Raw genomic sequence first — 21824 nt, 5'->3', positions numbered from 1 at the left:
CGTCGCGCTCGCGATCGTGGTGGGCGTCGCCGTGGCCTTCAACCTCGGCCGCGGACGTACCCCGCTCGGCGCCGAGCGCGACGAGCCCTCGGCCACGCCGTCGCTGACGACCCCGGCGGAGCCGACGGCCAGCCCTCTGCCCGACGTCGTCGCCGGCGCGTTCGACCCGCTCGGCACCGACGACGGCGAGGAGAACGACGACGCAGTCACGCTCGCGATCGACGGCGACCCCGGGACGTCGTGGTCGACGTCGACCTACCGCGACCAGCTCGGCACCGCTGTGCCCGCGCTGAAGTCCGGGGTCGGCCTCTACCTCGACCTGGGCGTCGTTCGCGAGGTGTCCGCCGTCGACCTGGCGCTCGTGGGGTCGCCGGCCGAGGTCGAGCTCTTCGTCTCCGACGAGGCACCCGCCGGGGCGCCGACGGGGCGGCCGGTCGCGGCCGGGGTGAGCGCCGGCGACACGCTGACCCTCGAGCCGGTGTCCGGGGACGGCGCCGGGTCGGCCGTGACCGGGCGCTACGTCCTCGTGTGGTTCACTTCGCTCCCGGTGGTCTCGGACGGGTTCCGAGCCGGGCTCGCGGAGGTGGTGGTGCGTGGACGCTGAGATCCTGCCCACCGATGCCGACCTGCTGGCGGCCCACGTCGCCGGCGACCCGGAGGCGTTCGGCACGTTGTTCGCCCGCCACCGCGATCGGCTGTGGGCCGTCGCGCTCCGCACCACGGGCGACCCCGAGACCGCCGCTGACGGGCTCCAGGAGGGCCTCATCGCCGCCTTCCGGCGCGCGGGCAGCTATCGCGGCGACGCCGCCGTCACCACCTGGCTCCACCGCGTCGTCGTCAACGCGTGCCTCGACCGGCTCCGCTCGGCCAAGGTACGACGTGCCGAGCCGCTGCCCGACGACCTCGACGAGTCCGGCCGTGGCTCACTGGCGACGGCGACCGACTCCGACGACGTCCTCGACCCAGCGGAGCACGGGGTCCGCAACGAGCGCCGCGCGCTCGTCCTCGCCGCGCTCCAGCAGCTCCCCGCCGAGCAGCGCGCGGCGCTGGTGCTCGTCGACATGGAGGGCTACCCGGTCGCCGAGGTCGCCGAGATCCTCGACTGCGCCGAGGGCACGGTGAAGAGCCGGTGCGCCCGCGGCCGGGCCAAGCTCGCGGTGCTGCTGCGGCCGCTGCTCGACGACGCGGTGGACGAGGTCGGCTCGCCGGCACCGGGGAACCCGGTCGTGTCCTCGGACGTCGGATCCCTGGCACCGCGCGGACCACCCGCCGAGCCCGCCTGACACCTGCCCGACACCAGCATGGACCCAGCCTCAGCCAGCAAGGACCCCGATGACCGACGAGCCTGACGAGCAGCTCGACCCCGTCCCCCCCGAGGACGAGGCTCGGCTCCGCGCGCTGCTGTCGGACGCACGGGAGACCGCACCGATGCCGGCCGCCGTCGCCGCTCGCCTCGACGACACGCTCCTCGCACTGGCCGCCGAGCGCGGCGTCACCGCCGAGCCCGTGCCCGCCGACAACGTCGTACCCCTCGAGCGGACGCGACGGCACCGGGTCGCCGCGGTGCTCGGTGCGGCCGCCGCAGTCGCCGTCCTCGGGCTCGGCGTCGGCACGTTCTTCGACTCCACCTCCCAGGGTGAGAGTGACAGCGCCGGCGCGAGCAACAACTCCCTCGAGCGCGGTGACGACGGCTCGGCCGCGGAGTTCGACGTCGCCGACGACGCCCCGACCGAGGCGGCGGAGTCCCCGCACGACGAGGACGGGATCGTCGTGTCGGAGTCGATCGCGGACTTCCAGGTCCGGTCGCGGCACCTGGTCGGCGACCTGTTGCGGCTCCGGGTGGCGCTGGACGGCCTGCGCGACGGGACGACCGAGCTCAGGTACGGCAGCGCCGAGGCCGTCGTGCCGGACGCGTTCACCTGCAGCCCCGCCGACTTCGGTCGCGGTCTCCTCGTAGGGGTCACCTACGACAGCACTCCCGCGCTGGTCGCGTTCCGCGACCCGATGGGGTCCTCGCAGGTCGTCGAGGTGCTCCAGTGCGGCACCGGCGACGTGCTGCGCTCGACCACGCTGCCCACGCGAGGCTGACCGGGGCTGACCTCGGGGAATGTGCCCCTTACGATCGGGGTTGCACCGGTGATGCAGCACGCATCCGTTCCGCCCGCGATCCCCCAGCGATGAGGTCCTCCACCATGTCCGACGCTCCCTCGACCGAGCCGCGCAACGTCATCGTCATCGGCTCCGGCCCCTCCGGCTACACCGCTGCGGTCTACGCCGCACGCGCCCAGCTGGCGCCCCTGGTGTTCGAGGGCTCCGTCACCGCCGGTGGCGCGCTCATGAACACCACCGAGGTCGAGAACTTCCCGGGCTTCCGCGACGGCATCCAGGGCCCGGCGCTCATGGACGAGATGCGGGCGCAGGCCGAGCGGTTCGGCGCCGAGCTCATCACCGACGACGTGGTCGAGGTCGACCTCACCGGTGACGTCAAGGTCGTGAAGACCGCGACCGACACCTACACCGCGCGGTCGGTGATCCTCGCGACCGGCTCCGGCTACCGCAAGCTCGGCCTCGACAACGAGGAGAAGCTCTCGGGCCGCGGGGTGTCGTACTGCGCCACGTGCGACGGCTTCTTCTTCCGCGAGCAGCACATCGCGGTCATCGGCGGCGGTGACTCCGCGATCGAGGAGGCGACGTTCCTGACCCGCTTCGGCAGCAAGGTGTCGCTCATCCACCGTCGTGACTCGCTGCGGGCCTCCAAGATCATGCAGGAGCGCGCTTTCGCCGACCCCAAGCTCGAGATCGAGTGGAACTCCGAGGTCGCCTCGATCAACGGCGAGGAGTCGCTGGAGTCGATCACGTTGCGCGACACCGTGACGGGCGAGACCCGCGACCTGGCGGCGACCGGGCTGTTCATCGCGATCGGCCACGAGCCGCGCTCGGAGCTGCTGACCGGCCAGGTGGACCTCGACGAGAACGGCTACGTGCTGGTCAAGCACCCCAGCACGGCGACCAACCTGCCCGGCGTCTTCGCCGCGGGCGACCTGGTCGACCACCACTACCGGCAGGCGATCACCGCCGCCGGGACCGGATGTGCCGCCGCGCTCGACGCGGAGCGCTACCTCGCGATGCTCGACCACGTGTCGTCCTCGGCAGGCTCTGCCGAGGCGACGCAGGCCGAGGTCGCCACCTCCGTCGGGCAGCCTGCCTGACCGAGCCCACACCGGCGGGAACAAGCAGCCCGCAGGTCGTGTTCACCAGTAACTCTCACTGATCCGCCACGAAAGGAAGAACCGTGGGCAACATCGCAGCCGTGACCGACGCCGAATTCGACACCCAGGTCCTCAAGTCCGACAAGCCGGTGCTCGTGGACTTCTGGGCCGAGTGGTGCGGTCCGTGCCGCCAGGTCGCCCCGATCCTCGACGAGATCAGCGCCAGCCACGGCGACAAGATCACCTTCTTCAAGATGAACGTCGACGAGAACCCGGTGACCCCCGCGTCCTACCGGGTGACCGGCATCCCGACGATCAACGTCTACCAGAACGGCGAGGTCGTGAAGACCATCGTCGGTGCGCGCCCCAAGGCCGCGATCCTCAACGAGCTGGCCGACTTCATCGCCTGATCACCTGGGATAGTCCCCCCGGGAAAGCACCGGTTCCACGCTCGAACTGGTGCTTTTCCGGGGGGACTATCCCGCTTTTCGGCCAGCAGCGCCTCAGTTGAGCTCGGACCGGTGAGCCGGACTGGGGTTCTTCTTGGGACGGACGACGCCCACCAACCGCTCGATCGCGGCCTCGACCTCGTCGCGCCAGGTGACCAGCGAGCGCAGCTCCATCCGCATCCGGGGCGTCCGGGGGTGTGGTCGATGGGTCTTGAAGCCGACCCGGGCGAGGAACTCCGCCGGCAACAGACAGCCGGACTCGGGGGCGAGCCGGTTGCCGCCGTACGCGAACGCCTCGACGGCCTTGATCCCGCCGCGCCCGGACAGGTCGCGCGCCATCCCCTGCACGAGCAGCCGCCCGATGCCCGCCTCGTCGTACCCGTCGGCGACGTGTGCCGTGACCAGCAGCACCGCGTCGGGTGAGACGGGTCCGGTCGGGAACGCGGCGGCGCCGGGCACGTAGGAGGGCGGCGCGTAGGTCAGGTAGCCCACCGGCGACCCGTCGACGATCGCGACCCTGCCGCACGATCCCCACTCGCGCAGGACCTCCGACATCCAGGCGTCCTTGACCTCGGCCCGGGTGGTCTCGTCGGTCAACCGACCGCGGCGGACCGGGTCGAGCTCCCAGAACAGGCAGGCGCGGCACGGCAGCCCCAACGCGTCGAGCGCGTCGAGGTGGTCGAGGGTGAAGGGGACCGTCGTCCGGGCCACGACACCAGGGTAGATCTTCCACGGCGGTATCTCCGTGGAGTCGGCCAGGCCCGGCTGCGAGAATGCAGGCGTGCGCAAGATCCGCCAGAGCCAGAAGCTCCGCAACGTCCGCTACGACGTGCGGGGCCCGATCCTCGTCGAGGCCCAGCGCCTCGAGGCCGAGGGCCACCGCATCCTGAAGCTCAACATCGGCAATCCCGCGCCGTTCGGCTTCGAGGCGCCCGAGGCGATCCTCGCCGACGTCATGCACCACCTGCACGAGTCGCAGGGCTACAGCGACTCCCAGGGCATCTACTCCGCGCGGACCGCGGTCGCGCAGTACTACCAGTCCCGCGGCCTCCGGGACACCGACGTCGACGACGTCTTCATCGGCAACGGCGTCTCCGAGCTCATCTCGATGGTGCTCCAGGCCTTCCTCGACGACGGCAACGAGGTGCTGGTCCCTGCCCCCGACTACCCGCTCTGGACGGGCGCGGTGACCTTGTCGGGCGGGACGCCGGTGCACTACCGGTGCGACGAGGACAACGACTGGATGCCGGACCTCGAGGACATCGAGTCCAAGATCACCGACAACACCCACGCCCTGGTCATCATCAACCCCAACAACCCCACGGGTGCCGTCTACAGCAAGGAGATGGTCGCGGCACTGGTCGACATCGCCCGCCGCCACCAGCTCGTCGTGTTCGCCGACGAGATCTACGAGAAGATCCTGTTCGACGACGCGGTCCACCACCACGCCGCGGCGGCCGCCGGCAGCAACGTCCTCTGCCTGACGTTCAGCGGCCTCTCGAAGGCCTACCGCGTGTGCGGCTACCGGGCAGGCTGGGTGATGATCTCCGGCCCCAAGGAGATCGCCGAGGAGTTCCTCGAGGGTCTCACCCTCATCGCCAACATGCGCATGTGCGCCAACGTGCCGGCCCAGCACGCCATCCAGACGGCGCTGGGCGGCTACCAGTCCATCAACGAGCTCATCGTGCCCGGCGGACGCTTCTACGAGCAGAGCATGCTCGCGCACCGGCTGCTCAACGAGATCCCGGGCGTGACGTCGGTCAAGCCCCGGGGCGCGCTGTACTGCTTCCCGCGGCTCGACCCCGATGTCTACGCCATCGACGACGACGAGCAGTTCGTGATCGAGCTGCTCCGGGCGAAGAAGATCCTGGTCACCCACGGCACCGGCTTCAACTGGCCGACACCCGACCACTTCCGGCTGGTCACGCTCCCCGACGTCGACGTCCTCGAGGAAGCCATCGGGCGGATCGCGGAATTCCTGGCTACCCGTCGGTAGATCGTTTCGTTTTTGTTCGCTGAGGATGAAATCTCACCGGCTGATCTGACCCTCACCCCAGTCGCATCTGCAGGCAGGGGCTGTCAGAATCGCCCGGTGCGCGACATCACCTACCCGCCCGTCATCGTCACCGCCAAGCTCCTCTTCCGGGTCCTCGGCCAGCGCTTCCAGCTCTCCGGGACCGACCACGTCCCGCGCACAGGAGGTGCGCTGCTGGCGATCAACCACACCGGCTACGTCGACTTCATCTACGGCGGGCTCGGGGCGAACCCCTCCAAGCGCCTGGTCCGGTTCATGATCAAGCGCGAGATGATGGACAAGGCCGGCATCGGTCACCTGCTGCGCTCGTTCCACCACATCCGGGTCGACCGCGGGTCGGGCCTCCAGTCGATGGAGGACGCGAAGCGCTACCTCGAGATGGGTGAGGTCGTCGGCATCTATCCGGAGGCGACGATCTCGCGCTCGTTCGAGATCAAGGAGCTCAAGACGGGTGCGGTCCGGATCGCTGCCGAGACCGGCGTGCCGCTCATCCCGGTGATCGTCTGGGGCGCGCACCGGCTGATGACCAAGGACCACCCCAGGGACTTCTCCCGCTCCCGCAAGACCATCGCGGTCAAGGTCGGCGAGCCGATGTACCCGACCGGCGAGGACCCGATCGCCGAGTCCGAGGAGCTGCGCGCCCGGATGGCCGCGATGCTCGACGAGGTGATCGCGGCCTATCCCGAGGACGAGAAGCAGCCCGGTTCGTGGTGGACGCCGGCGCGCTTCGGCGGCTCTGCCCCGACGCCGGAGGAGGCCGCCGTCCTCGACGCCGAGGAGCTGAAGGAGCGAGCCGCCAAGAGGGCTGCCAGGGCTGCGGAGAAGGCTGCCGAGAAGGGCGACAAGTAGTCCTAGCGACTTGTCGACAAGTTGATTTGTCGTTTTGTCGACATTTGACGTTTCCGCAGGTCAGGGCGGTTCTAGCCGCCCCTGACGCGCTTCAGATCGGTCGGTCGGCCCGGTTGCGCGGGTCGATCAGGTCGACGATCCGGCGCAGGTCCTCCAGCGTCGCGAACTCGACGGTGACCTTGCCCTTCGCCTTGCCGAGGTCGATCTTGACCCGCGTCTCGAGTCGGTCGGCCAGCCGGTCGGAGAGCTCGACGAGGCCGGGCGCGAACGGCTTGGCGTGCGCGGCCCGGCTCTTCGAGGAGCCGGTGTCGCCGACGGCGACGATCTCCTCCAGGCCACGGACGCTGATGCCCTCGGCGATGACCCGCTGCGCCAGCCGGTCCTGGATCTCACCGTCGGCGACGGCGAGCAGCGCACGGGCGTGACCCGCCGAGAGCACACCGGCGGCAACCCGCCGCTGGACCGCCGGGCTCAGCTTGAGCAGCCGCAGGGTGTTGCTGATCTGGGGGCGCGAGCGGCCGATCCGCTGGGCGAGGTCGTCGTGGGTGCAGCCGAAGTCCTCGAGCAGCTGGGCGTAGGCCGCAGCCTCCTCCAGCGGGTTGAGCTGGGACCGGTGCAGGTTCTCCAGCAGCGCGTCGCGGAGCATGTCGCCGTCGTCGGTCTGCCGGACGATGGCGGGGATCTTCTCGAGCCCGGCCTTCTGGGCGGCACGCCAGCGCCGCTCGCCCATGATGAGCTCGTAGGAACCCGGCGCCAGCTCGCGCACGACGATCGGCTGGAGCAGACCGACCTCGCGGACGCTGTGCACCAGCTCCGCCATCGCCTCCTCCTCGAAGACCTGGCGGGGCTGGACGTGGTTCGGCTGGATCGAGGTCGGGTCGAGCTCGGTGAAGTACGCACCCTCCACCGGGACCAGCTCGGGGCCGCCGGCCGGCACCGGACCGCTCGGGGTGGCCGGCGCGGTCGACGCGTCGCTGCCCGTCGGGTCGGCATCGGGGCGCGGCTCCGTGACGACCGCACCTTCGCCGGGGGGAGGAGCGGTGGGGATCAGCGAGCCGAGGCCCCGTCCCAGGCCGCGGCGCGGTGCGTTCGTGCTCATCGGAGGCTCCCTCGGATCGCGATCTCCCGCGCGGCTTCCAGATAGCTGAGAGCGCCCGGCGAACCCGGATCGTAGGTCATCACCGTCTGGCCGTACGACGGGGCCTCCGAGACCCGGACCGAGCGCGGGATCGCGGTCTTGAGCACCTGGTCGCCGAAGTGCTCGCGCACCTCCTGCGCGACGCCCGCCGCGAGCCGAGTGCGCGCGTCGTACATCGTCAGGACGATGGTGGAGACGGCCAGGTCGGGGTTGAGGTGGGCCCGGACCATGTCGACGGTCGCGAGCAGCTGACCCAGGCCCTCCAGCGCGTAGTACTCGGCCTGGATCGGGATCATCATCTCCGCGCCGGCCACCAGCGCGTTGAGGGTCAGCAGTCCCAGGGACGGCGGGCAGTCGATGAGCACGTAGTCGTAGCGCTCCTCGCCGGCCTCGGCCGCGGTACCCACCTTGGGGTGGGCGAGGATCGCCTTCTTCAGGCGCCCCTCGCGGGCGACGACGCTGACGAGCTCGATCTCCGCGCCAGCGAGGTCGATCGTCGCGGGGACGACGTCAAGCCCCTCGTTGTCGGGGCACGGCTTGATGACCTCCTCGAGGGACATCCCGTCCACGAGGACCTCGTAGGTCCCCGCCGTGCCCTGGCGGTGGTCGACGTTGAGTGCGGTCGAGGCGTTGCCCTGCGGATCGAGGTCGACGACGAGCACGCGCTGGCCGAGCTCGCACAGGCCCGCGGCGATGTTGACCGTCGAGGTGGTCTTGCCGACGCCGCCCTTCTGGTTCGCGACGACGAAGACCCGGGTGGCCTCCGGTCGGGGGACCGGGTGCCGCTGGATGCCCTGGCGCGCGATGACCGAGTGCTGGGCCTCGACGGCGAGCGGGGTCTGGAGGTCGTCGAGGTCGGAACCGAGACTCACCAGGTCGCCGGCCGTACGGACCGCGAAGGCGGTTTCACGTGAAACGTCGCTCTCTGTTTCACGTGAAACGTCGCCGGACGAGGGGTTGTAGCCGTGGTCGGTGGGATCACCCGACACCGGGGCCTCCTGTGGAAAAAGGGGGACGGACTGTGGAGAATCAGGCTCAGGACGGGGGTCCGAACCGGTGGAAAACTCAGTGGGGGCGTCGCCGCCGTCGAGCGGGCCCACCCGAAGTCGGCAACGATACTCGTGATGGATCGGCCCAGGTAACCCGGACGACGCGCATGGTCGCTGCACCTGCGTCCAAGCCCTCGAGGGCGGGGGAATGAAGGTCCTCGACGACCGGGCGCGCGCACCCCCGCTTCTTCAGCACGGGCCACGCCTCGGCGATCTCCTGCTCGGCCGAGTCGCCCTTCATCGCCACCAGCGCACCCGTCGGAGCGACCAGCGGGAGGCACCAGCCCGCGAGCTTCTCGAGACCGGCCACCGCCCGAGCCGTCACGACGTCGTACGTGGCCGTGCCGTGGAGCGCGTCAGCCCGATCGCGCCGGACCTCGACGTTGACCAGCCCGAGCTCGGCGACGACCTCCTCGAGGAAGGTGGTCCGTCGCAGCAGCGGCTCGACGAGGGTCACCTGGGCGTCGGGGCGAGCGAGCGCCAGCACAAGGCCCGGCAGACCCGCGCCCGAGCCGATGTCGGCGACCGTGGCCCCTTCCGGGACAGCCAGGGCGAGGAGACCGCAGTTGACCAGGTGGCGGTCCCAGAGCCGAGGGACCTCACGGGGGCCGATGAGACCGCGGACGACACCGTCGGTCGCGAGCAGCTCGGCGTAGCGCTGGAGGAGGGGAAGACGTCCGGAGGCGAAGAGGGCCCGCACCACGTCAGGTGCGGGCCCCAGTCCGCCGGCGTCGCCGACGGGAGGTTTCACGTGAAACGTCCCCGGTCAGTCCGCCGGGAGGACCACGACGTAGCGTCGCGGCTCGACGCCCTCGGACTCCGACCGCAGCCCGGCCGCGGCCACCGCGTCGTGGACGATCTTGCGCTCGAACGGCGACATCGCGTCGAGGGACACCGACCGGCCCGACTCCTTGACCTGCGCGGCCGTGTCCTCGCCGAGCTTGGTCAGGCGCGAACGCTTGTCCGCTCGGAAGCCGGAGATGTCGAGCATCAGGCGCGAGCGCTCGCCGGTCTCGCGGTAGACCGCGAGCCGCGTCAGCTCCTGCAGGGCTTCCAGGACCTTGCCGTCCTGCCCGACCAGCTGCGCCAGGTCGGCGCCGACGATGGAGACGGCGGCCCGATCGGCCTCCACGTCCATGTCCAGGTCGCCGTCCAGGTCGCCGATGTCGAGGAGCTCCTCGAGGTAGTCGGCGGCGATGTCGCCCTCGCGCTCGAGGCGCTCGACGAGAGCACCTTCCGCAGCAGGTGCCTCAGCGTCGGTCTCGTCGACGTCGGTCTGCTCGACGTCGGTCTCGTCGACGTCGGTCTCGTGGATGTCGGTCTCGGTGCTCACTTGGTGCCTCCCTTGTTCGGGTTGGTTCCGGTGCCCGGCTTGCCGCCGGTCTTGCGCTGGGAACGGGTCTGCTTCTTGGGCTGGACCCGCTGGGCCGGACGCTGCTCAGGCTCGGGGATCGCGTCCGCCTCGGCGACCGCGTCGTAGCTGGCGTACTTCTCCGGGTGCTTCACGGCCTTGGCCTTGTCCCGGTCCTGCTTGGCCTTGAAGGCAGGCGTGCCGGGCGCCGGGTTGTTGCGGATGACGTAGAACTGCTGGCCCATCGTCCACAGGTTCGAGGTGGTCCAGTACAGGAGGACACCGATCGGGAACGCGACACCGCCGAGGCCGAACGCCACCGGGAGGATGTAGAGCAGCATCTTCTGCTGCTGGGCGTAGGGGCCCGTCATGGCGTCGGCCGGCATGTTCTTGGCCATCAGCTGGCGCTGCGTCGTGAACGTGGTGGCGGTCATCGCCAGCACGAGGAAGGCCGCGACCGCCACGACGGCACCGTTGTCCGCGCCGGCGCCCCAGGGCGTGGCACCCCAGAACGAGTCCGCGAGCGGGATCTTGCCGAAGACCTCGGACTCACCGAACTGTCGAGCGAGGTTCTCGGTCAGGAACCCGTGCGCCTTGTTGTGCTTGGCCGCCTGGTCGAGGAGGCGGAACAGCGCGAAGAAGATCGGCATCTGCAGCAGGATCGGCAGGCAGGACGCGAACGGGTTCGTGCCCGCGTCCTTGTAGAGCTTCATGGTCTCCTCGGCCAGCTTCTGCCGGTCGTGGCCGTACTTCTTCTGCAGCTCCCGCACCTTGGGCTGGATCAGCTGCATGTTGCGGCTCGACTTGATCTGCTTCACGAAGAGCGGGATCAGCGCCGCTCGGATGACGAGCGTGAGTCCGATGATCGAGAGGGCCCAGGCAGCACCACCCTCCGGGTCGAGCCCGAGCAGGGTGAACAGCTTGTGCCAGCCGATCAGCACCGCCGAGATGATGTAGTACAGCGGCACCATGATGAAGTGGCCGATGTCGCCGAGGATGCCCACTCAGACTCCTTGTTCAATGTGATCACCGTTGCTCGCGCAACGGTGGCCCCGGAGTGCCGGGGATGCAGGGGGAACGTGGTCGACGCCGCCGGGGGCCCACGGGTGGCAGCGGGCCAGGCGTCGGACGGCCAGCCAGCTGCCCTTGATGCTGCCGTGCGTCCGCACGGCCTCCAGGGCATAGGCCGAGCACGAGGGGTAGTAGCGGCACACCTCTCCGTAGAGCGGGCTGATCACCGCGCGGTAGCCACGCAGCAGCGCGACCAGCACCCACTTCACAGGGCCACCTGTTCGGAGCCGGCGACGGACGCGCCGAGGCTCTTGTCCAGGCAACGCTCGAGATCTGCCGCCAGTTCCGCCGCGGATGCGGCAGCAGCGGCGGGCTGGGCCCGTACGACGAGCAGGGCGTCGGCCGGAAGCCGGTCGTGGAGAGGCGCCGCCGCGTGACGCAACCGTCGCTTGACCCGGTTGCGGGTGACGGCGTTGCCCACGGCCTTGCTGACCACGAACCCGATGCGCGGCTGGTCGCCCACGGGCTCCTCCGCCACCGCCAGGTGCGTCACCAGGGTGCGCGAACCCGACCGACGGCCCGCCTTGATGGCGTGTCGGAAGGAGGTAGGGCGGGTCAGCCGGCGGTCGGGAGGCAGCAAGGTGCCCTCCAGTCAGCCCGCACGGCCGCCGCGTCGGCTGCCAGGGGCATGGCCCGCTGCCTCAGACAGCGAGGCTCTTGCGGCCCTTCTGGCGGCGGTTCGCCAGGATGGCGCGGCCAGCGCGGGTGCGCATCCGCAGTCGGAAGCCGTGCTTCTTGTGACGACGACGGTTGTTCGGCTGGTACGTCCGCTTGCTCACGATGGACCTCTCAGATGGAAAGTCTTGGGAAGGGCCATCCGGTGCGGCCCGGTCGAACGAGCACACGCCAGGTGTGCCCGTCCGGATGACCTGGTGCAGCTTTCGGCTGGCACCGCGCGTCCGCGGAGCATCCCCGGATGGGGCGGCCACGGACATGCGGCACCGGTCGACACCGGATGACCGCACAACGGTACGCGGGCGACGACAACAGGGTCAAACCGACGAAACGTGTGACTCTACGCGGGAATCACACCACACGGCGCACACCCCGCCGGACGGATGTGGACATCAGCGTGAGAACCTGTGGAGAACGGGTTGATCCACAGGCCGGGCACGGCTAGGTTCGGCCTCTCCGGGATTCCCCGCCGGTTCGGGCAGCACGGTGGCCCACTCGTCGAAGCAAGGATCGGCCTCAGGTCCACGAACTGGCGCCTGACCTGCACAAACGAGTGTCCGAGTGCGATCCGGAACAGCCTCGGCGCGTCACTGACGCGAGCAGCGATCATCTGTTCACAGCCTGTGGACAAACTTGTGGAGGTAGCACTCAGAGGTGCTGCCACGAGTCTGGAGAAAACCGACGGTGCGCAGCATCGACGGGCGACGATGGGGAGAGGAAGACGTGACGGGGAACGACGACCAGGAGGTCACCCGCACCGACCGACCCGGGACCGACCCGGCGCTCACGCGCCTGGAGGAGGCCTGGCTCTCGGTGATCGAGGAGCTGCAGGCACCTCAGCGCGCGTGGCTCCAGGCCAGCCGGCCGGTCACCCTGCACGGCACGACCGCCATCGTCGCGGTCCCCGACGACTTCACCCGCAAGCGGCTCGAGGGTCGCGTCCGCGGCCACCTCGAGGACGCGCTCACCGATCGCTTCGGGCACGACGTCCAGCTGGCGGTGACCGTCGACCCCAGCCTGCTCCAGCACCCCGACGCCGTACGCGAGCCTGTGCCGTCGCACCTCGACGCGGAGCCTCCGGAGGCGAATGGATTCGGCGACATGTCGACAAATCGACAGATCGATTCGTCGACCTACGACGAGCCGGCCACGCCTGAGGTCGAGCCCGTCCGCTCCCCGTTCCCGCCGGCGCAGGCGCCGCTCACGCCGTCCGGCCACCCGGCGAACCCGTCCACCGAGGCGCGCCTCAACCCGAAGTACACCTTCGAGACCTTCGTCATCGGGTCGTCCAACCGGTTCCCTCACGCGGCTGCCGTGGCCGTCTCCGAGGCGCCCGGCAAGTCCTACAACCCCCTGCTCGTCTACGGCGACTCCGGCCTGGGCAAGACCCACCTGCTCCACGCCATCGGTCACTACGTGCGCAGCCTCTACGCCGGCGCGAAGGTGCGCTACGTCAGCTCCGAGGAGTTCACCAACGAGTTCATCAACTCGATCCGCGACGACCGGCAGGACCGCTTCAAGAAGCGCTACCGCGAGGTCGACGTCCTCCTCATCGACGACATCCAGTTCCTGCAGGGCAAGACCCAGACGCAGGAGGAGTTCTTCCACACCTTCAACTACCTCCACAACGCGCAGAAGCAGATCGTCCTCACCTCCGACCAGGCGCCGAAGAAGCTCGAGGCCCTCGAGGACCGTCTTCGCAACCGCTTCGAGTGGGGTCTCATCACCGACGTGCAGCCGCCGGACCTCGAGACCCGGATCGCGATCCTGCGCAAGAAGGCCGCGATGGACCGCCTCACCGCGCCGCCGGACGTCCTCGAGTTCATCGCCAGCAAGATCCAGACCAACATCCGCGAGCTCGAGGGTGCACTGATCCGGGTCACGGCGTTCGCCAACCTCAACCGCCAGGACGTCGACCTCACGCTGGCCGAGATCGTGCTCAAGGACCTCATCCCCGAGGGCGGCGAGCCCGAGATCACCGCGCCGCTCATCATCGCCCAGACCGCGGCGTACTTCGGGCTCTCCATCGAGGAGCTCACCGGACCGAGCCGCGGACGGCACCTCGTGATGGCCCGTCAGATCGCGATGTACCTCTGTCGCGAGCTCACCGGGCTGTCCCTTCCCAAGATCGGCGCCCAGTTCGGCAACCGCGACCACACGACGGTCATGTACGCAGAGCGGAAGATCAACCAGCTCCTCGGCGAGCGCCGCGCCGTCTTCAACCAGGTCAGCGAGCTCACCAACCGCGTCAAGATGCAGGCCCGCCAGGGCTGAACCCACGGACCCCGACCTGTGGACGACGCCCCCGAATTGGTGCGAACTACACGGGGAGGATTCTGTGGCCAGACGGGTCCTGTGATTCCACAGCCGCCGGTCCTCCACATCGACGCCTACGGTCCACGGGCCGAGTCCACAGCGCGACTCACAACCCGAAACACCGCCTCACCTGCAGGAAGACGACTTCTCCACAGATTCCACCGACGCTATGACTACTCCCATAATTCCTATGCTCCGAGATCACCGGAACAATGTCTCCGCCATCTCTCTGTGGAGAACCGACCGCGTGGCAGGATGCACCCTGCGCACATTCGTGTCATTCCCCACGCGACGCACCCACCCGTACCTCCCGCTTCTGTGTAAGGACGCATCGTGAAGTTCCGTGTCGATCGTGACGTCTTCGCCGACGCCGTCGCCTGGGCGGCCCGCAGCCTGCCTGTCCGCCCCAGCGCCCCCGTCCTCGCCGGCCTCCTCATCGAGGCGGGCGACGAAGGCCTCGTGCTCTCGACGTTCGACTACGAGACGTCCGCCCGGGCGACGCTCCAGGCCGACGTGAGCGACGAAGGATCCGCCCTCGTCAGCGGTCGTCTGCTGGCCGACATCTGTCGCAGCCTCCCGGCCAAGCCGGTCGACGTGATGATCGACGGCTCCCGGGTCTCGCTGACCTGTGGTTCTGCTCGCTTCTCCCTGCAGACGATGCCGGTCGAGGACTACCCGTCGATCCCGTCGATGCCGGCGGCCACCGGCACCGTCTCCAGCGACGCCTTCGCCCACGCGGTCAGCCAGGCCGTCACCGCCGCCGGCCGCGACGACATGCTCCCGGTGCTGACCGGCGTCCGGATCGAGATCGAGGGCGACACCATCGCCCTCCTCGCCACCGACCGGTTCCGCCTCGCCCAGCGCGAGCTCGCATGGAACCCTGGTCAACCCGATGCCAGCGTCGCCGCCCTGGTGCCGGCCAAGGTCCTCGGTGACACGGCCAAGTCGCTCACCGCGGGTCCCGAGGTCACGATCGCGCTCTCGGCCACCGGCGCCGGTGACGGGCTCATCGGCTTCGAGGGGAGCGGCCCCGGCGGGGTCCGCCGGACGACGACCCGGCTCCTCGACGGCGAGTTCCCCAAGGTCCGCAGCCTCTTCCCCACCGAGAAGCTGACCGTCGCCAAGCTCGACAAGGCCTCGCTCATCGAGTCCCTCAAGCGCGTATCTCTCGTGGCCGAGCGCAACACGGCCGTCCAGCTCGCGTTCAAGGACGGCGTGCTCGTCCTCGACGCCGGCTCCGGTGACGAGGCCCAGGCCTCGGAGTCGGTCGAGGCCCAGATCGAGGGCGAGGACCTGGTCACCGGCTTCAACCCGCAGTTCCTCCTCGACGGGCTGGGCGCCGTCGACGAGGCTGTGGTCGAGCTTGCTTTCACGCAGGCCTCCAAGCCGGTGGTCATCACAGGCACGGACGACGAGTCGGCCTCCGACACGGCCGGCTCCTTCCGCTACCTGCTGATGCCTCGCCGTCTCCTGGGATGACCGTCTAGCAAGGGGAGCAGCGCATGCACATCGGACTCATCGGGCTCGGCAAGATGGGTGGCAACATGCGCACCCGCATGCGCAACGCCGGTCTGACCGTGGTCGGCTACGACCGCAACCCGGAGATCTCCGACGTGGAGAGCCTCGAGGCTCTCGTCGACGCCCTGCCCTCACCCAAGGTCGTGTGGGTGATGGTCCCGGCGGGTGACCCGACGCGTTCGACGATCGCCGAGCTCAAGAGCCTGCTCGGTGCCGGCGACCTGGTGGTCGACGGCGGCAACTCCAAGTACACCGACGACGCCCTCAATGCTGCCTCCCTGGCGGAGAACGGCATCGGGTTCGTCGACTGCGGGGTGTCCGGCGGGGTCTGGGGACTTCAGAACGGCTACGCCCTGATGTACGGCGGTGCGGCCGACGACGCGGCCAAGGTGATGCCGGCGTTCGAGGCCCTCAAGCCGGCTGACACACCCGACGGGCTTGTTCACTGTGGGACGCGACCCGGCGCCGGGCACTTCGCCAAGATGGTCCACAACGGCATCGAGTACGCCATGATGCAGGCCTACGCCGAGGGCTGGGAGCTGCTCGAGAAGGTCGACATCGTCGACAACGTGCCCGAGATCTTCGCGTCCTGGCGAACCGGCACGGTCGTCCGCTCCTGGTTGCTGGACCTGCTCGTCGACCAGCTTCGTGCTGACGAGCACCTCGACGGGCTCCGCGGCTACGCCGAGGACTCCGGCGAGGGTCGGTGGACGGTGGAGGCGGCGATCGAGAACGCCGTGCCGATGCCGGCGATCTCCGCGAGCCTGTTCGCGCGCTTCGTGTCCCGCCAGGAGGACGACATGGCGATGAAGGCGATCGCCGCGATGCGCAACGGCTTCGGTGGTCACGCCGTGACCAAGAAGGCGTGACCCGGCAGGCCTGACCGCTACAGGCTGGTGACCAGGCGCACGAGCGCCCAGGCGAGCCAGACGGCGCCGATGGCGATGGCGACCGGGTGCCTCAGGACCCGGTCGAGGTCGGGGGTGGCCCGGCGTCGCGCCCGTCGTACGACGACCGTCACGGCGAGCGCCAGCAGGCCGGCGACCACGACCAGCCCGAACGGGTTCGACGCGAACGACTCACGCCACCAGCCGTGGGCGGCATAGACCCACGAGCGGGTCAGGCCGCAGCCCGGGCACGGCAGCCCGGTGAGGGCGCGGAACGGGCAGATGACCGGCCCGTCCTCGATGTGGTCGGGGGAGAGGAGGAACGACGTACCGATGGCGACGACCCCGCCCACCGCGACGACATCGGCAGCGGTGGTGCCGCTGCGGACGCGTCCGAGAAGGCTCCCGGGGGAGGTCTTCTCGGTGGTGGACGGGGTCGTGGTGCTCATCGGGTCGATCCGAGGATCAGCGGAACGGGCGACCGTCGACGTCGTGCTGCTTGCGCAGCGCGAACATGATGAGGTCGTAGAGCGCCCAGATGCCGCAGCCACCGCAGGTGAAGAGCTTGCCGAGACCCAGACCGGTCTGGCCGAGGTAGAAGCGGTCCACACCGAACGTGCCGAGCAGCCACGACAGCAGCACGACGGTCAGCCACTCCTTGTCGGAGTAGAGACCCGGGACGTCCTTGGCCGCGACGTACTGCTGGCTCTCGGCGGACCGGACGGGGGTGTCGCCCTTGATCTGGCCGGAGACGGCCATCTGGGCGAGGGTGTTGAAGTCGACAGGGCCCTGCTCCTGGCCGAGCAGCGACACGAAGAAGGGGCCACCGGGGTTGACCTGGGGCGGGACCGGGGCGCCGTAGCCGCCCGGCGGCGGGGGAACTGGAGGTTGAGTCATGGGGTGCAGCCTAGGTCTCCCGGTCGCTGTTCAAACATCGTTCCCGCGACGCATTCGTAAATAGCGGCCCACCCGGCCCGTTCCCGTGGCCGGGCGGGGGATGATGAGGGGGTGTTCGTCTCGCACCTGACCCTCCACGACTTCCGGTCGTACGGCGACGTCGAGGTGCCGCTCGACGCCGGGGTCACGGCGTTCGTGGGGCGCAACGGGCAGGGCAAGACCAACCTCGTCGAGGCCGTCGACTACCTCTCGCGGCTCTCCTCGCACCGGGTCGCGACCGACGCGCCCCTCATCCGCGCGGGCGCGGAGCAGGCACTGGTCCGGGCGGCCGTCGTCCGGGACGGTCGGACCGCGGTGCTCGAGGTCGAGCTCAACCCCGGGCGCACCAACCGGGCACGGATCAACAAGTCGCCGCTGCCCCGGGCGCGCGACATCGTCGGGATCCTGCGCACCGTCGTCTTCAGCCCCGAGGACCTGGCACTGGTCAAGGGCGATCCGTCCGAACGGCGGCGGTTCCTCGACGACCTGCTGGTGCTGCGCACCCCGCGGCTCGCCGGCGTGCGCGCCGACTACGAACGGGTGCTCCGGCAGCGCAACAGCCTTCTCAAGACCATCTACGCCGCGCGCGGCAGCAGCCGTGAGGCCGCCATCGCCACCCTCACCGTGTGGGACGAGCACCTCGTCGCTTCCGGGTCCGAGCTGATCGAGGCGCGGCTCGCGCTCGTCGCCGACCTCGCGCCCTACCTCGGCAAGGCCTACGAGGCGGTGGCACGGGGGGCGTCCCGCGACGACGCGCGCGTCGCCTACGTCTCGAGCCTGACGATGCTCGCCGACCCCGCTGGCGAGGAGGCCGTCGGGCGCCTGCCCTCGCGCGACCTCGTCGCGATCGCGTTCCGCGACGAGCTGGCGCGCAAGCAGGACGACGAGATCGGCCGTGGCCTGACCCTGGTCGGGCCGCACCGCGACGAGCTCCAGCTGACGCTCGGGCCGGGCGAGGACAACCGGCTCCCGGTCAAGGGCTACGCCTCGCACGGTGAGTCCTGGTCGTTCGCGCTCGCGCTGCGGCTGGCGTCGTACGACCTGTTGCGTGCTGACGGCGACGACCCGATCCTCATCCTCGACGACGTGTTCGCCGAGCTCGACGCCGACCGCCGGACCCAGCTCGCCGAGCTGGTCGCCGGTGCGGAGCAGGTGCTGGTGACCGCGGCGGTCCCCGAGGACGTCCCGTCGGTGCTCGCCGGTACGACGTTCACCGTCGCGGGAGGGGAGGTGACCCGTGTCGAGCGATGAGCAGGGCAACGAGCCGGGCAGTGAGCCGGGCGGGCGCGACCCCATCCGTCCCGCCGACGACGAGAGCGACGAGCACCGGGCGGACGGTCTCGACCTGGCCCGCGCGATGATGCGCGGCGCGGTCGCTCCAGGGGTGCCGGGTGTGCCGAGCACGCGGAAGAAGCGGCGGCCCGGGTCCCGCACCCAGCGCGCCCGTCGCGGGAGCGGGGGCGGGATGAGCGGCGCCTACCCCGACGAGCGCGACCCGCAGACCCTCGCGGGCGAGGTCGGCCGGCTCGTCGACGGCCGCGGGTGGGGCCTCGACCTCCAGGTCCGCGGGGTGTTCGCACGGTGGGGCGAGGTGGTCGGGCCGGAGATCGGCGCCCACTCCACGCCCGAGACGATCACCGACGGCGTGCTGGTCGTGCGGACGGACTCGTCGGCGTGGGCGACCCAGCTCAAGCTGCTCGCCCCGACCCTCGTGAAGCGGCTCAACACCGAGCTCGGCAACGGCACGGTGACCGTCGTCGAGGTGCTCGGCCCGCAGGCCCCGACGTGGAAGCACGGCAGCCGTGGGCTGCGTGACGGGCGCGGTCCGCGCGACACCTACGGCTGACCGGCGCTGAGCGGGCCCGAAAGCGGGTTCCGGCGTACTGGCCCTTGGTGGCACCCCTGTTCGGCGCTGGAAATGGCCTCTACGGGGCGCTGAGGGCCGATTTTCGTCCACAGACCCCCCAGCTTGTGGAGTGCTGCCGTGGTCTGAGGCCCTCAGAGGGGTATCATGGCGATCAGGCCGGGCGCACGCCCCACACGCGTGAGCAACGGCTTTCTGCTTGCCCGCTCCCCGCGCGCGGATGAGCCGTCCCCACCCGTGAAGCCCCGATCCGATGAGGTGCCGTGACCGACGCCGAGCAGACCCCGATCCCCAGCACCGGCACCCCCAACGGGAACACCCCTGCGGGCGACTACGACGCCTCCATGATCCAGGTCCTCGAGGGCCTCGAGGCCGTCCGCAAGCGGCCGGGCATGTACATCGGCTCGACCGGTGAGCGCGGTCTCCACCACCTCATCTGGGAGATCGTGGACAACGCGGTCGACGAGGCGCTCGCCGGCTTCTGCGACACGATCAACGTGACGCTCTGTGCGGACGGTTCGGTCAGGGTGACCGACAACGGCCGCGGCATCCCGACCGACACCGCTCCGGGTCAGGAGCTCCCGGCCGCGACGCTCGCGCTCACCGTCCTCCACGCCGGCGGCAAGTTCGGTGGCGGCGGCTACAAGGTCTCCGGCGGGTTGCACGGCGTCGGTTCCTCCGTCGTCAACGCGCTCTCCGCCCACCTGTGGCTGGAGGTCAAGAACCGCGGCTACGTCTGGGAGCAGGAGTTCAGCCTCGGCGTCCCCGACTACCCGCTGCGCCAGGTGCGTCCGCTCGAGGAGGGGGAGAGCACCGGTACGACGGTGACCTGGTTCGCCTCGTCCGACATCTTCGAGACGACGACCTACAACCTCGAGACCATCACCGCCCGCTTCCGGGAGATGGCCTTCCTCAACAAGGGTCTGCGGATCGTCCTGCGTGACGAGCGCCCGGCGGCCGAGGAGATCGCCGAGGCGATCGAGGACCCGACCATCGTCGGCGACACCGACGCGCCCGACGACCTGCACGCCGCGGAGGTCGACGGCCACCGGGTGCTGGAGCAGGTCTTCCAGTACGACCGCGGCCTGGCGGACTACGTCGACTTCATCAACCGGCGCAAGAACGTCATCAGCCCCGTCATCTCCTACGAGGCCGAGACCGGCGACTCCGCGCCCAACCCGATGAGCCTCGAGCTCGCGATGCAGTGGCAGTCCACGTCGTACAACGAGTCGGTCCACACCTTCGCCAACACGATCAACACTCCGGAGGGCGGCACCCACGAGGAGGGGTTCCGGTCTGCGCTGACCTCCCTCGTCAACCGGTGGGGCGAGGAGTGGGGCCTCATCAAGAAGAAGGAGGACCGGCTCACCGGCGATGACATCCGGGAGGGCCTGACGGCGATCATCAGCCTCAAGATCTCCAACCCCCAGTTCGAGGGCCAGACCAAGGCCAAGCTCGGCAACACCGAGGCCAAGGGCTTCGTGCAGTCGGTCGTCAACGACCAGCTCGGTGCCTGGCTCGAGCAGAACCCCGGCGAGGGCAAGGAGATCATCCGCAAGGCCCAGGCCGCGGCGACCGCGCGCATCGCCGCCCGCAAGGCGCGCGACCTCGCCCGCAACCGCAAGGGACTGCTGGGCGGCGGCGGTCTCCCGGGCAAGCTCTCGGACTGCCAGTCGACCAACCCCGAGGAGTGCGAGGTCTTCATCGTCGAGGGGGACTCCGCCGGTGGCTCGGCGCGGCAGGGCCGCGACCCGCGGGTCCAGGCGATCCTCCCGATCCGGGGCAAAATCCTCAACGTCGAGAAGGCCCGCATCGACAAGGTGCTGGCCAACACCGAGGTCCAGGCGATCATCTCCGCCCTCGGCACCGGCATCCAGGAGGAGTTCGACCTCGACAAGCTGCGCTACCACAAGGTCGTGCTGATGGCCGACGCCGACGTCGACGGCCACCACATCAACACCCTGCTGCTGACGCTGCTGTTCCGGTTCATGAAGCCGCTCATCGAGCACGGGTTCGTCTACATGGCGCAGCCCCCGCTCTACCGGTTGCGGTGGAACAAGCCGGCCGAGCACGAGTTCGTCTACTCCGACTCCGAGCGCGACGCGCTCATGCGCGACGGTCTCGAGCAGGGCAAGAAGCTGCCCAAGGAGAACCCGGTCCAGCGCTACAAGGGTCTGGGTGAGATGAACGCCGAGGAGCTGTGGGAGACCACGATGAACCCCGAGCAGCGGCTCATGCTCCAGGTGACCCTCGACGACGCGGCCCAGGCCGACGAGATCTTCTCGATCCTGATGGGGGAGGACGTCGAGCAGCGACGGTCCTTCATCCAGCGCAACGCCAAGGACGTTCGATTCCTCGATATCTGAGTATCTAGCCCATTTCTTAGATTTCGATAGAACACAGCAGAGAGAGCGATCGTGACGGAGACCCAGAGCAACCTCGGCGGCGACGGACCGGGCCCCGGCGGCCGGATCGAG

The 21824-nt window shown here is 69.8% G+C and carries 23 protein-coding genes and 1 pseudogene; 13 read left to right on the top strand and 11 right to left on the bottom strand.

Annotated elements, in window-relative coordinates; translation table 11 throughout:
* The 5 genes and pseudogenes from H0487_RS09980 to trxA all read left to right on the top strand — a co-directional run.
* Positions 1 to 604 (top strand): annotated as a pseudogene (locus H0487_RS09980) (hypothetical protein); the annotation flags it as partial.
* The gene (gene sigM / locus H0487_RS09975; RefSeq protein WP_183094082.1) at positions 594 to 1283 is read left to right on the top strand and encodes an RNA polymerase sigma factor SigM; all 690 of its coding nucleotides are present in this window, start codon (positions 594 to 596) and stop codon (positions 1281 to 1283) included. The pseudogene H0487_RS09980 and the gene sigM, both read left to right, overlap by 11 nt.
* Positions 1284 to 1332: 49 nt before the next feature.
* Positions 1333 to 2088 carry a hypothetical protein gene (locus tag H0487_RS09970; protein ID WP_183094081.1) on the top strand — a complete coding sequence of 252 codons (756 nt, stop codon included), beginning with the start codon at positions 1333 to 1335 and terminating at the stop codon, positions 2086 to 2088.
* A 104-nt stretch (positions 2089 to 2192) separates the two neighbouring features.
* The gene (gene trxB, locus H0487_RS09965) at positions 2193 to 3209 is read left to right on the top strand and encodes a thioredoxin-disulfide reductase (RefSeq protein WP_246383284.1); all 1017 of its coding nucleotides are present in this window, start codon (positions 2193 to 2195) and stop codon (positions 3207 to 3209) included.
* 83 nt (positions 3210 to 3292) lie between these two features.
* Positions 3293 to 3619 (top strand): thioredoxin, encoded by a 327-nt coding sequence (gene trxA, locus H0487_RS09960; RefSeq protein ID WP_183094079.1) that lies wholly within the window; start codon positions 3293 to 3295, stop codon positions 3617 to 3619.
* A gap of 93 nt (positions 3620 to 3712) precedes the next feature.
* Here the strand turns inward: trxA and H0487_RS09955 are convergent, their stop codons facing one another.
* Entirely contained in the window at positions 3713 to 4369 is a 657-nt protein-coding gene (locus H0487_RS09955; protein WP_183094078.1) for a GNAT family N-acetyltransferase, read from the bottom strand.
* 70 nt (positions 4370 to 4439) lie between these two features.
* Here H0487_RS09955 and H0487_RS09950 point away from each other — a divergent pair, with 70 nt between their 5' ends.
* On the top strand, positions 4440 to 5654 hold the full coding sequence (locus H0487_RS09950; RefSeq protein WP_183094077.1) for a pyridoxal phosphate-dependent aminotransferase: 1215 nt from the start codon (positions 4440 to 4442) through the stop codon (positions 5652 to 5654).
* 96 nt (positions 5655 to 5750) lie between these two features.
* Positions 5751 to 6542: a lysophospholipid acyltransferase family protein gene (locus H0487_RS09945; protein ID WP_183094076.1), complete on the top strand. Its 792-nt coding sequence runs from the start codon at positions 5751 to 5753 to the stop codon at positions 6540 to 6542.
* 91 nt (positions 6543 to 6633) lie between these two features.
* Here the strand turns inward: H0487_RS09945 and H0487_RS09940 are convergent, their stop codons facing one another.
* The 8 genes from H0487_RS09940 to rpmH form a co-directional block, all read right to left on the bottom strand.
* Positions 6634 to 7641 carry a ParB/RepB/Spo0J family partition protein gene (locus H0487_RS09940; RefSeq protein ID WP_183094075.1) on the bottom strand — a complete coding sequence of 336 codons (1008 nt, stop codon included), beginning with the start codon at positions 7639 to 7641 and terminating at the stop codon, positions 6634 to 6636.
* Complete coding sequence (locus H0487_RS09935; protein ID WP_312855892.1) at positions 7638 to 8552, bottom strand: ParA family protein; 915 nt, start codon at positions 8550 to 8552, stop codon at positions 7638 to 7640. Before H0487_RS09935 ends, H0487_RS09940 begins: the two co-directional genes overlap by 4 nt.
* A gap of 193 nt (positions 8553 to 8745) precedes the next feature.
* Positions 8746 to 9480, bottom strand: coding sequence for a 16S rRNA (guanine(527)-N(7))-methyltransferase RsmG (gene rsmG, locus H0487_RS09930; RefSeq protein ID WP_183094074.1), 735 nt, complete (start codon positions 9478 to 9480; stop codon positions 8746 to 8748).
* Positions 9481 to 9495: 15 nt separating this feature from the next.
* Positions 9496 to 10062, bottom strand: a complete 567-nt coding sequence (locus H0487_RS09925) for a Jag family protein (RefSeq protein ID WP_376766674.1) — start codon at positions 10060 to 10062, stop codon at positions 9496 to 9498.
* Positions 10059 to 11084 (bottom strand): membrane protein insertase YidC, encoded by a 1026-nt coding sequence (gene yidC, locus H0487_RS09920; RefSeq protein WP_183094073.1) that lies wholly within the window; start codon positions 11082 to 11084, stop codon positions 10059 to 10061. Before yidC ends, H0487_RS09925 begins: the two co-directional genes overlap by 4 nt.
* Positions 11085 to 11360, bottom strand: coding sequence for a membrane protein insertion efficiency factor YidD (gene yidD / locus H0487_RS09915; protein ID WP_183094072.1), 276 nt, complete (start codon positions 11358 to 11360; stop codon positions 11085 to 11087).
* Positions 11357 to 11731, bottom strand: coding sequence for a ribonuclease P protein component (gene rnpA / locus H0487_RS09910; protein WP_183094071.1), 375 nt, complete (start codon positions 11729 to 11731; stop codon positions 11357 to 11359). The genes yidD and rnpA overlap by 4 nt, the downstream gene beginning before the upstream one ends.
* Positions 11732 to 11792: 61 nt before the next feature.
* The gene (gene rpmH / locus H0487_RS23325) at positions 11793 to 11930 is read right to left on the bottom strand and encodes a 50S ribosomal protein L34 (protein ID WP_183094070.1); all 138 of its coding nucleotides are present in this window, start codon (positions 11928 to 11930) and stop codon (positions 11793 to 11795) included.
* 688 nt (positions 11931 to 12618) lie between these two features.
* Here rpmH and dnaA point away from each other — a divergent pair.
* The 3 genes from dnaA (at position 12619) to gnd (ending at position 16529) form a co-directional block, all read left to right on the top strand.
* Positions 12619 to 14100 carry a chromosomal replication initiator protein DnaA gene (dnaA, locus tag H0487_RS09900; RefSeq protein ID WP_183094085.1) on the top strand — a complete coding sequence of 494 codons (1482 nt, stop codon included), beginning with the start codon at positions 12619 to 12621 and terminating at the stop codon, positions 14098 to 14100.
* A gap of 375 nt (positions 14101 to 14475) precedes the next feature.
* A complete protein-coding gene (gene dnaN, locus H0487_RS09895; RefSeq protein WP_183094069.1) occupies positions 14476 to 15621 on the top strand; it encodes a DNA polymerase III subunit beta in 1146 nt (381 codons plus the stop codon).
* Between the two features lie 23 nt (positions 15622 to 15644).
* Positions 15645 to 16529 (top strand): phosphogluconate dehydrogenase (NAD(+)-dependent, decarboxylating), encoded by an 885-nt coding sequence (gnd, locus tag H0487_RS09890; RefSeq protein WP_183094068.1) that lies wholly within the window; start codon positions 15645 to 15647, stop codon positions 16527 to 16529.
* Between the two features lie 17 nt (positions 16530 to 16546).
* Here the strand turns inward: gnd and H0487_RS09885 are convergent, their stop codons facing one another.
* Entirely contained in the window at positions 16547 to 16996 is a 450-nt protein-coding gene (locus H0487_RS09885) for a DUF2752 domain-containing protein (protein ID WP_183094067.1), read from the bottom strand.
* Positions 16997 to 17012: 16 nt separating this feature from the next.
* Entirely contained in the window at positions 17013 to 17444 is a 432-nt protein-coding gene (locus H0487_RS09880; protein WP_183094066.1) for an NINE protein, read from the bottom strand.
* A gap of 111 nt (positions 17445 to 17555) precedes the next feature.
* Here H0487_RS09880 and recF point away from each other — a divergent pair, with 111 nt between their 5' ends.
* The 3 genes from recF (at position 17556) to gyrB (ending at position 21713) form a co-directional block, all read left to right on the top strand.
* A complete protein-coding gene (gene recF / locus H0487_RS09875; RefSeq protein WP_183094065.1) occupies positions 17556 to 18734 on the top strand; it encodes a DNA replication/repair protein RecF in 1179 nt (392 codons plus the stop codon).
* Complete coding sequence (locus tag H0487_RS24260) at positions 18721 to 19329, top strand: DciA family protein (RefSeq protein ID WP_312855891.1); 609 nt, start codon at positions 18721 to 18723, stop codon at positions 19327 to 19329. The genes recF and H0487_RS24260 overlap by 14 nt, the downstream gene beginning before the upstream one ends.
* Positions 19330 to 19691: 362 nt before the next feature.
* Complete coding sequence (gyrB, locus tag H0487_RS09865) at positions 19692 to 21713, top strand: DNA topoisomerase (ATP-hydrolyzing) subunit B (protein WP_183094083.1); 2022 nt, start codon at positions 19692 to 19694, stop codon at positions 21711 to 21713.
* Positions 21714 to 21824: the final 111 nt, after the last annotated feature.

Source organism: Nocardioides stalactiti (assembly GCF_014180715.1).
GTDB lineage: Bacteria > Actinomycetota > Actinomycetes > Propionibacteriales > Nocardioidaceae > Nocardioides > Nocardioides stalactiti.
Note: the sequence above shows the minus strand (reverse complement) of the source record. Positions and strands in the feature narration are given on the sequence as shown.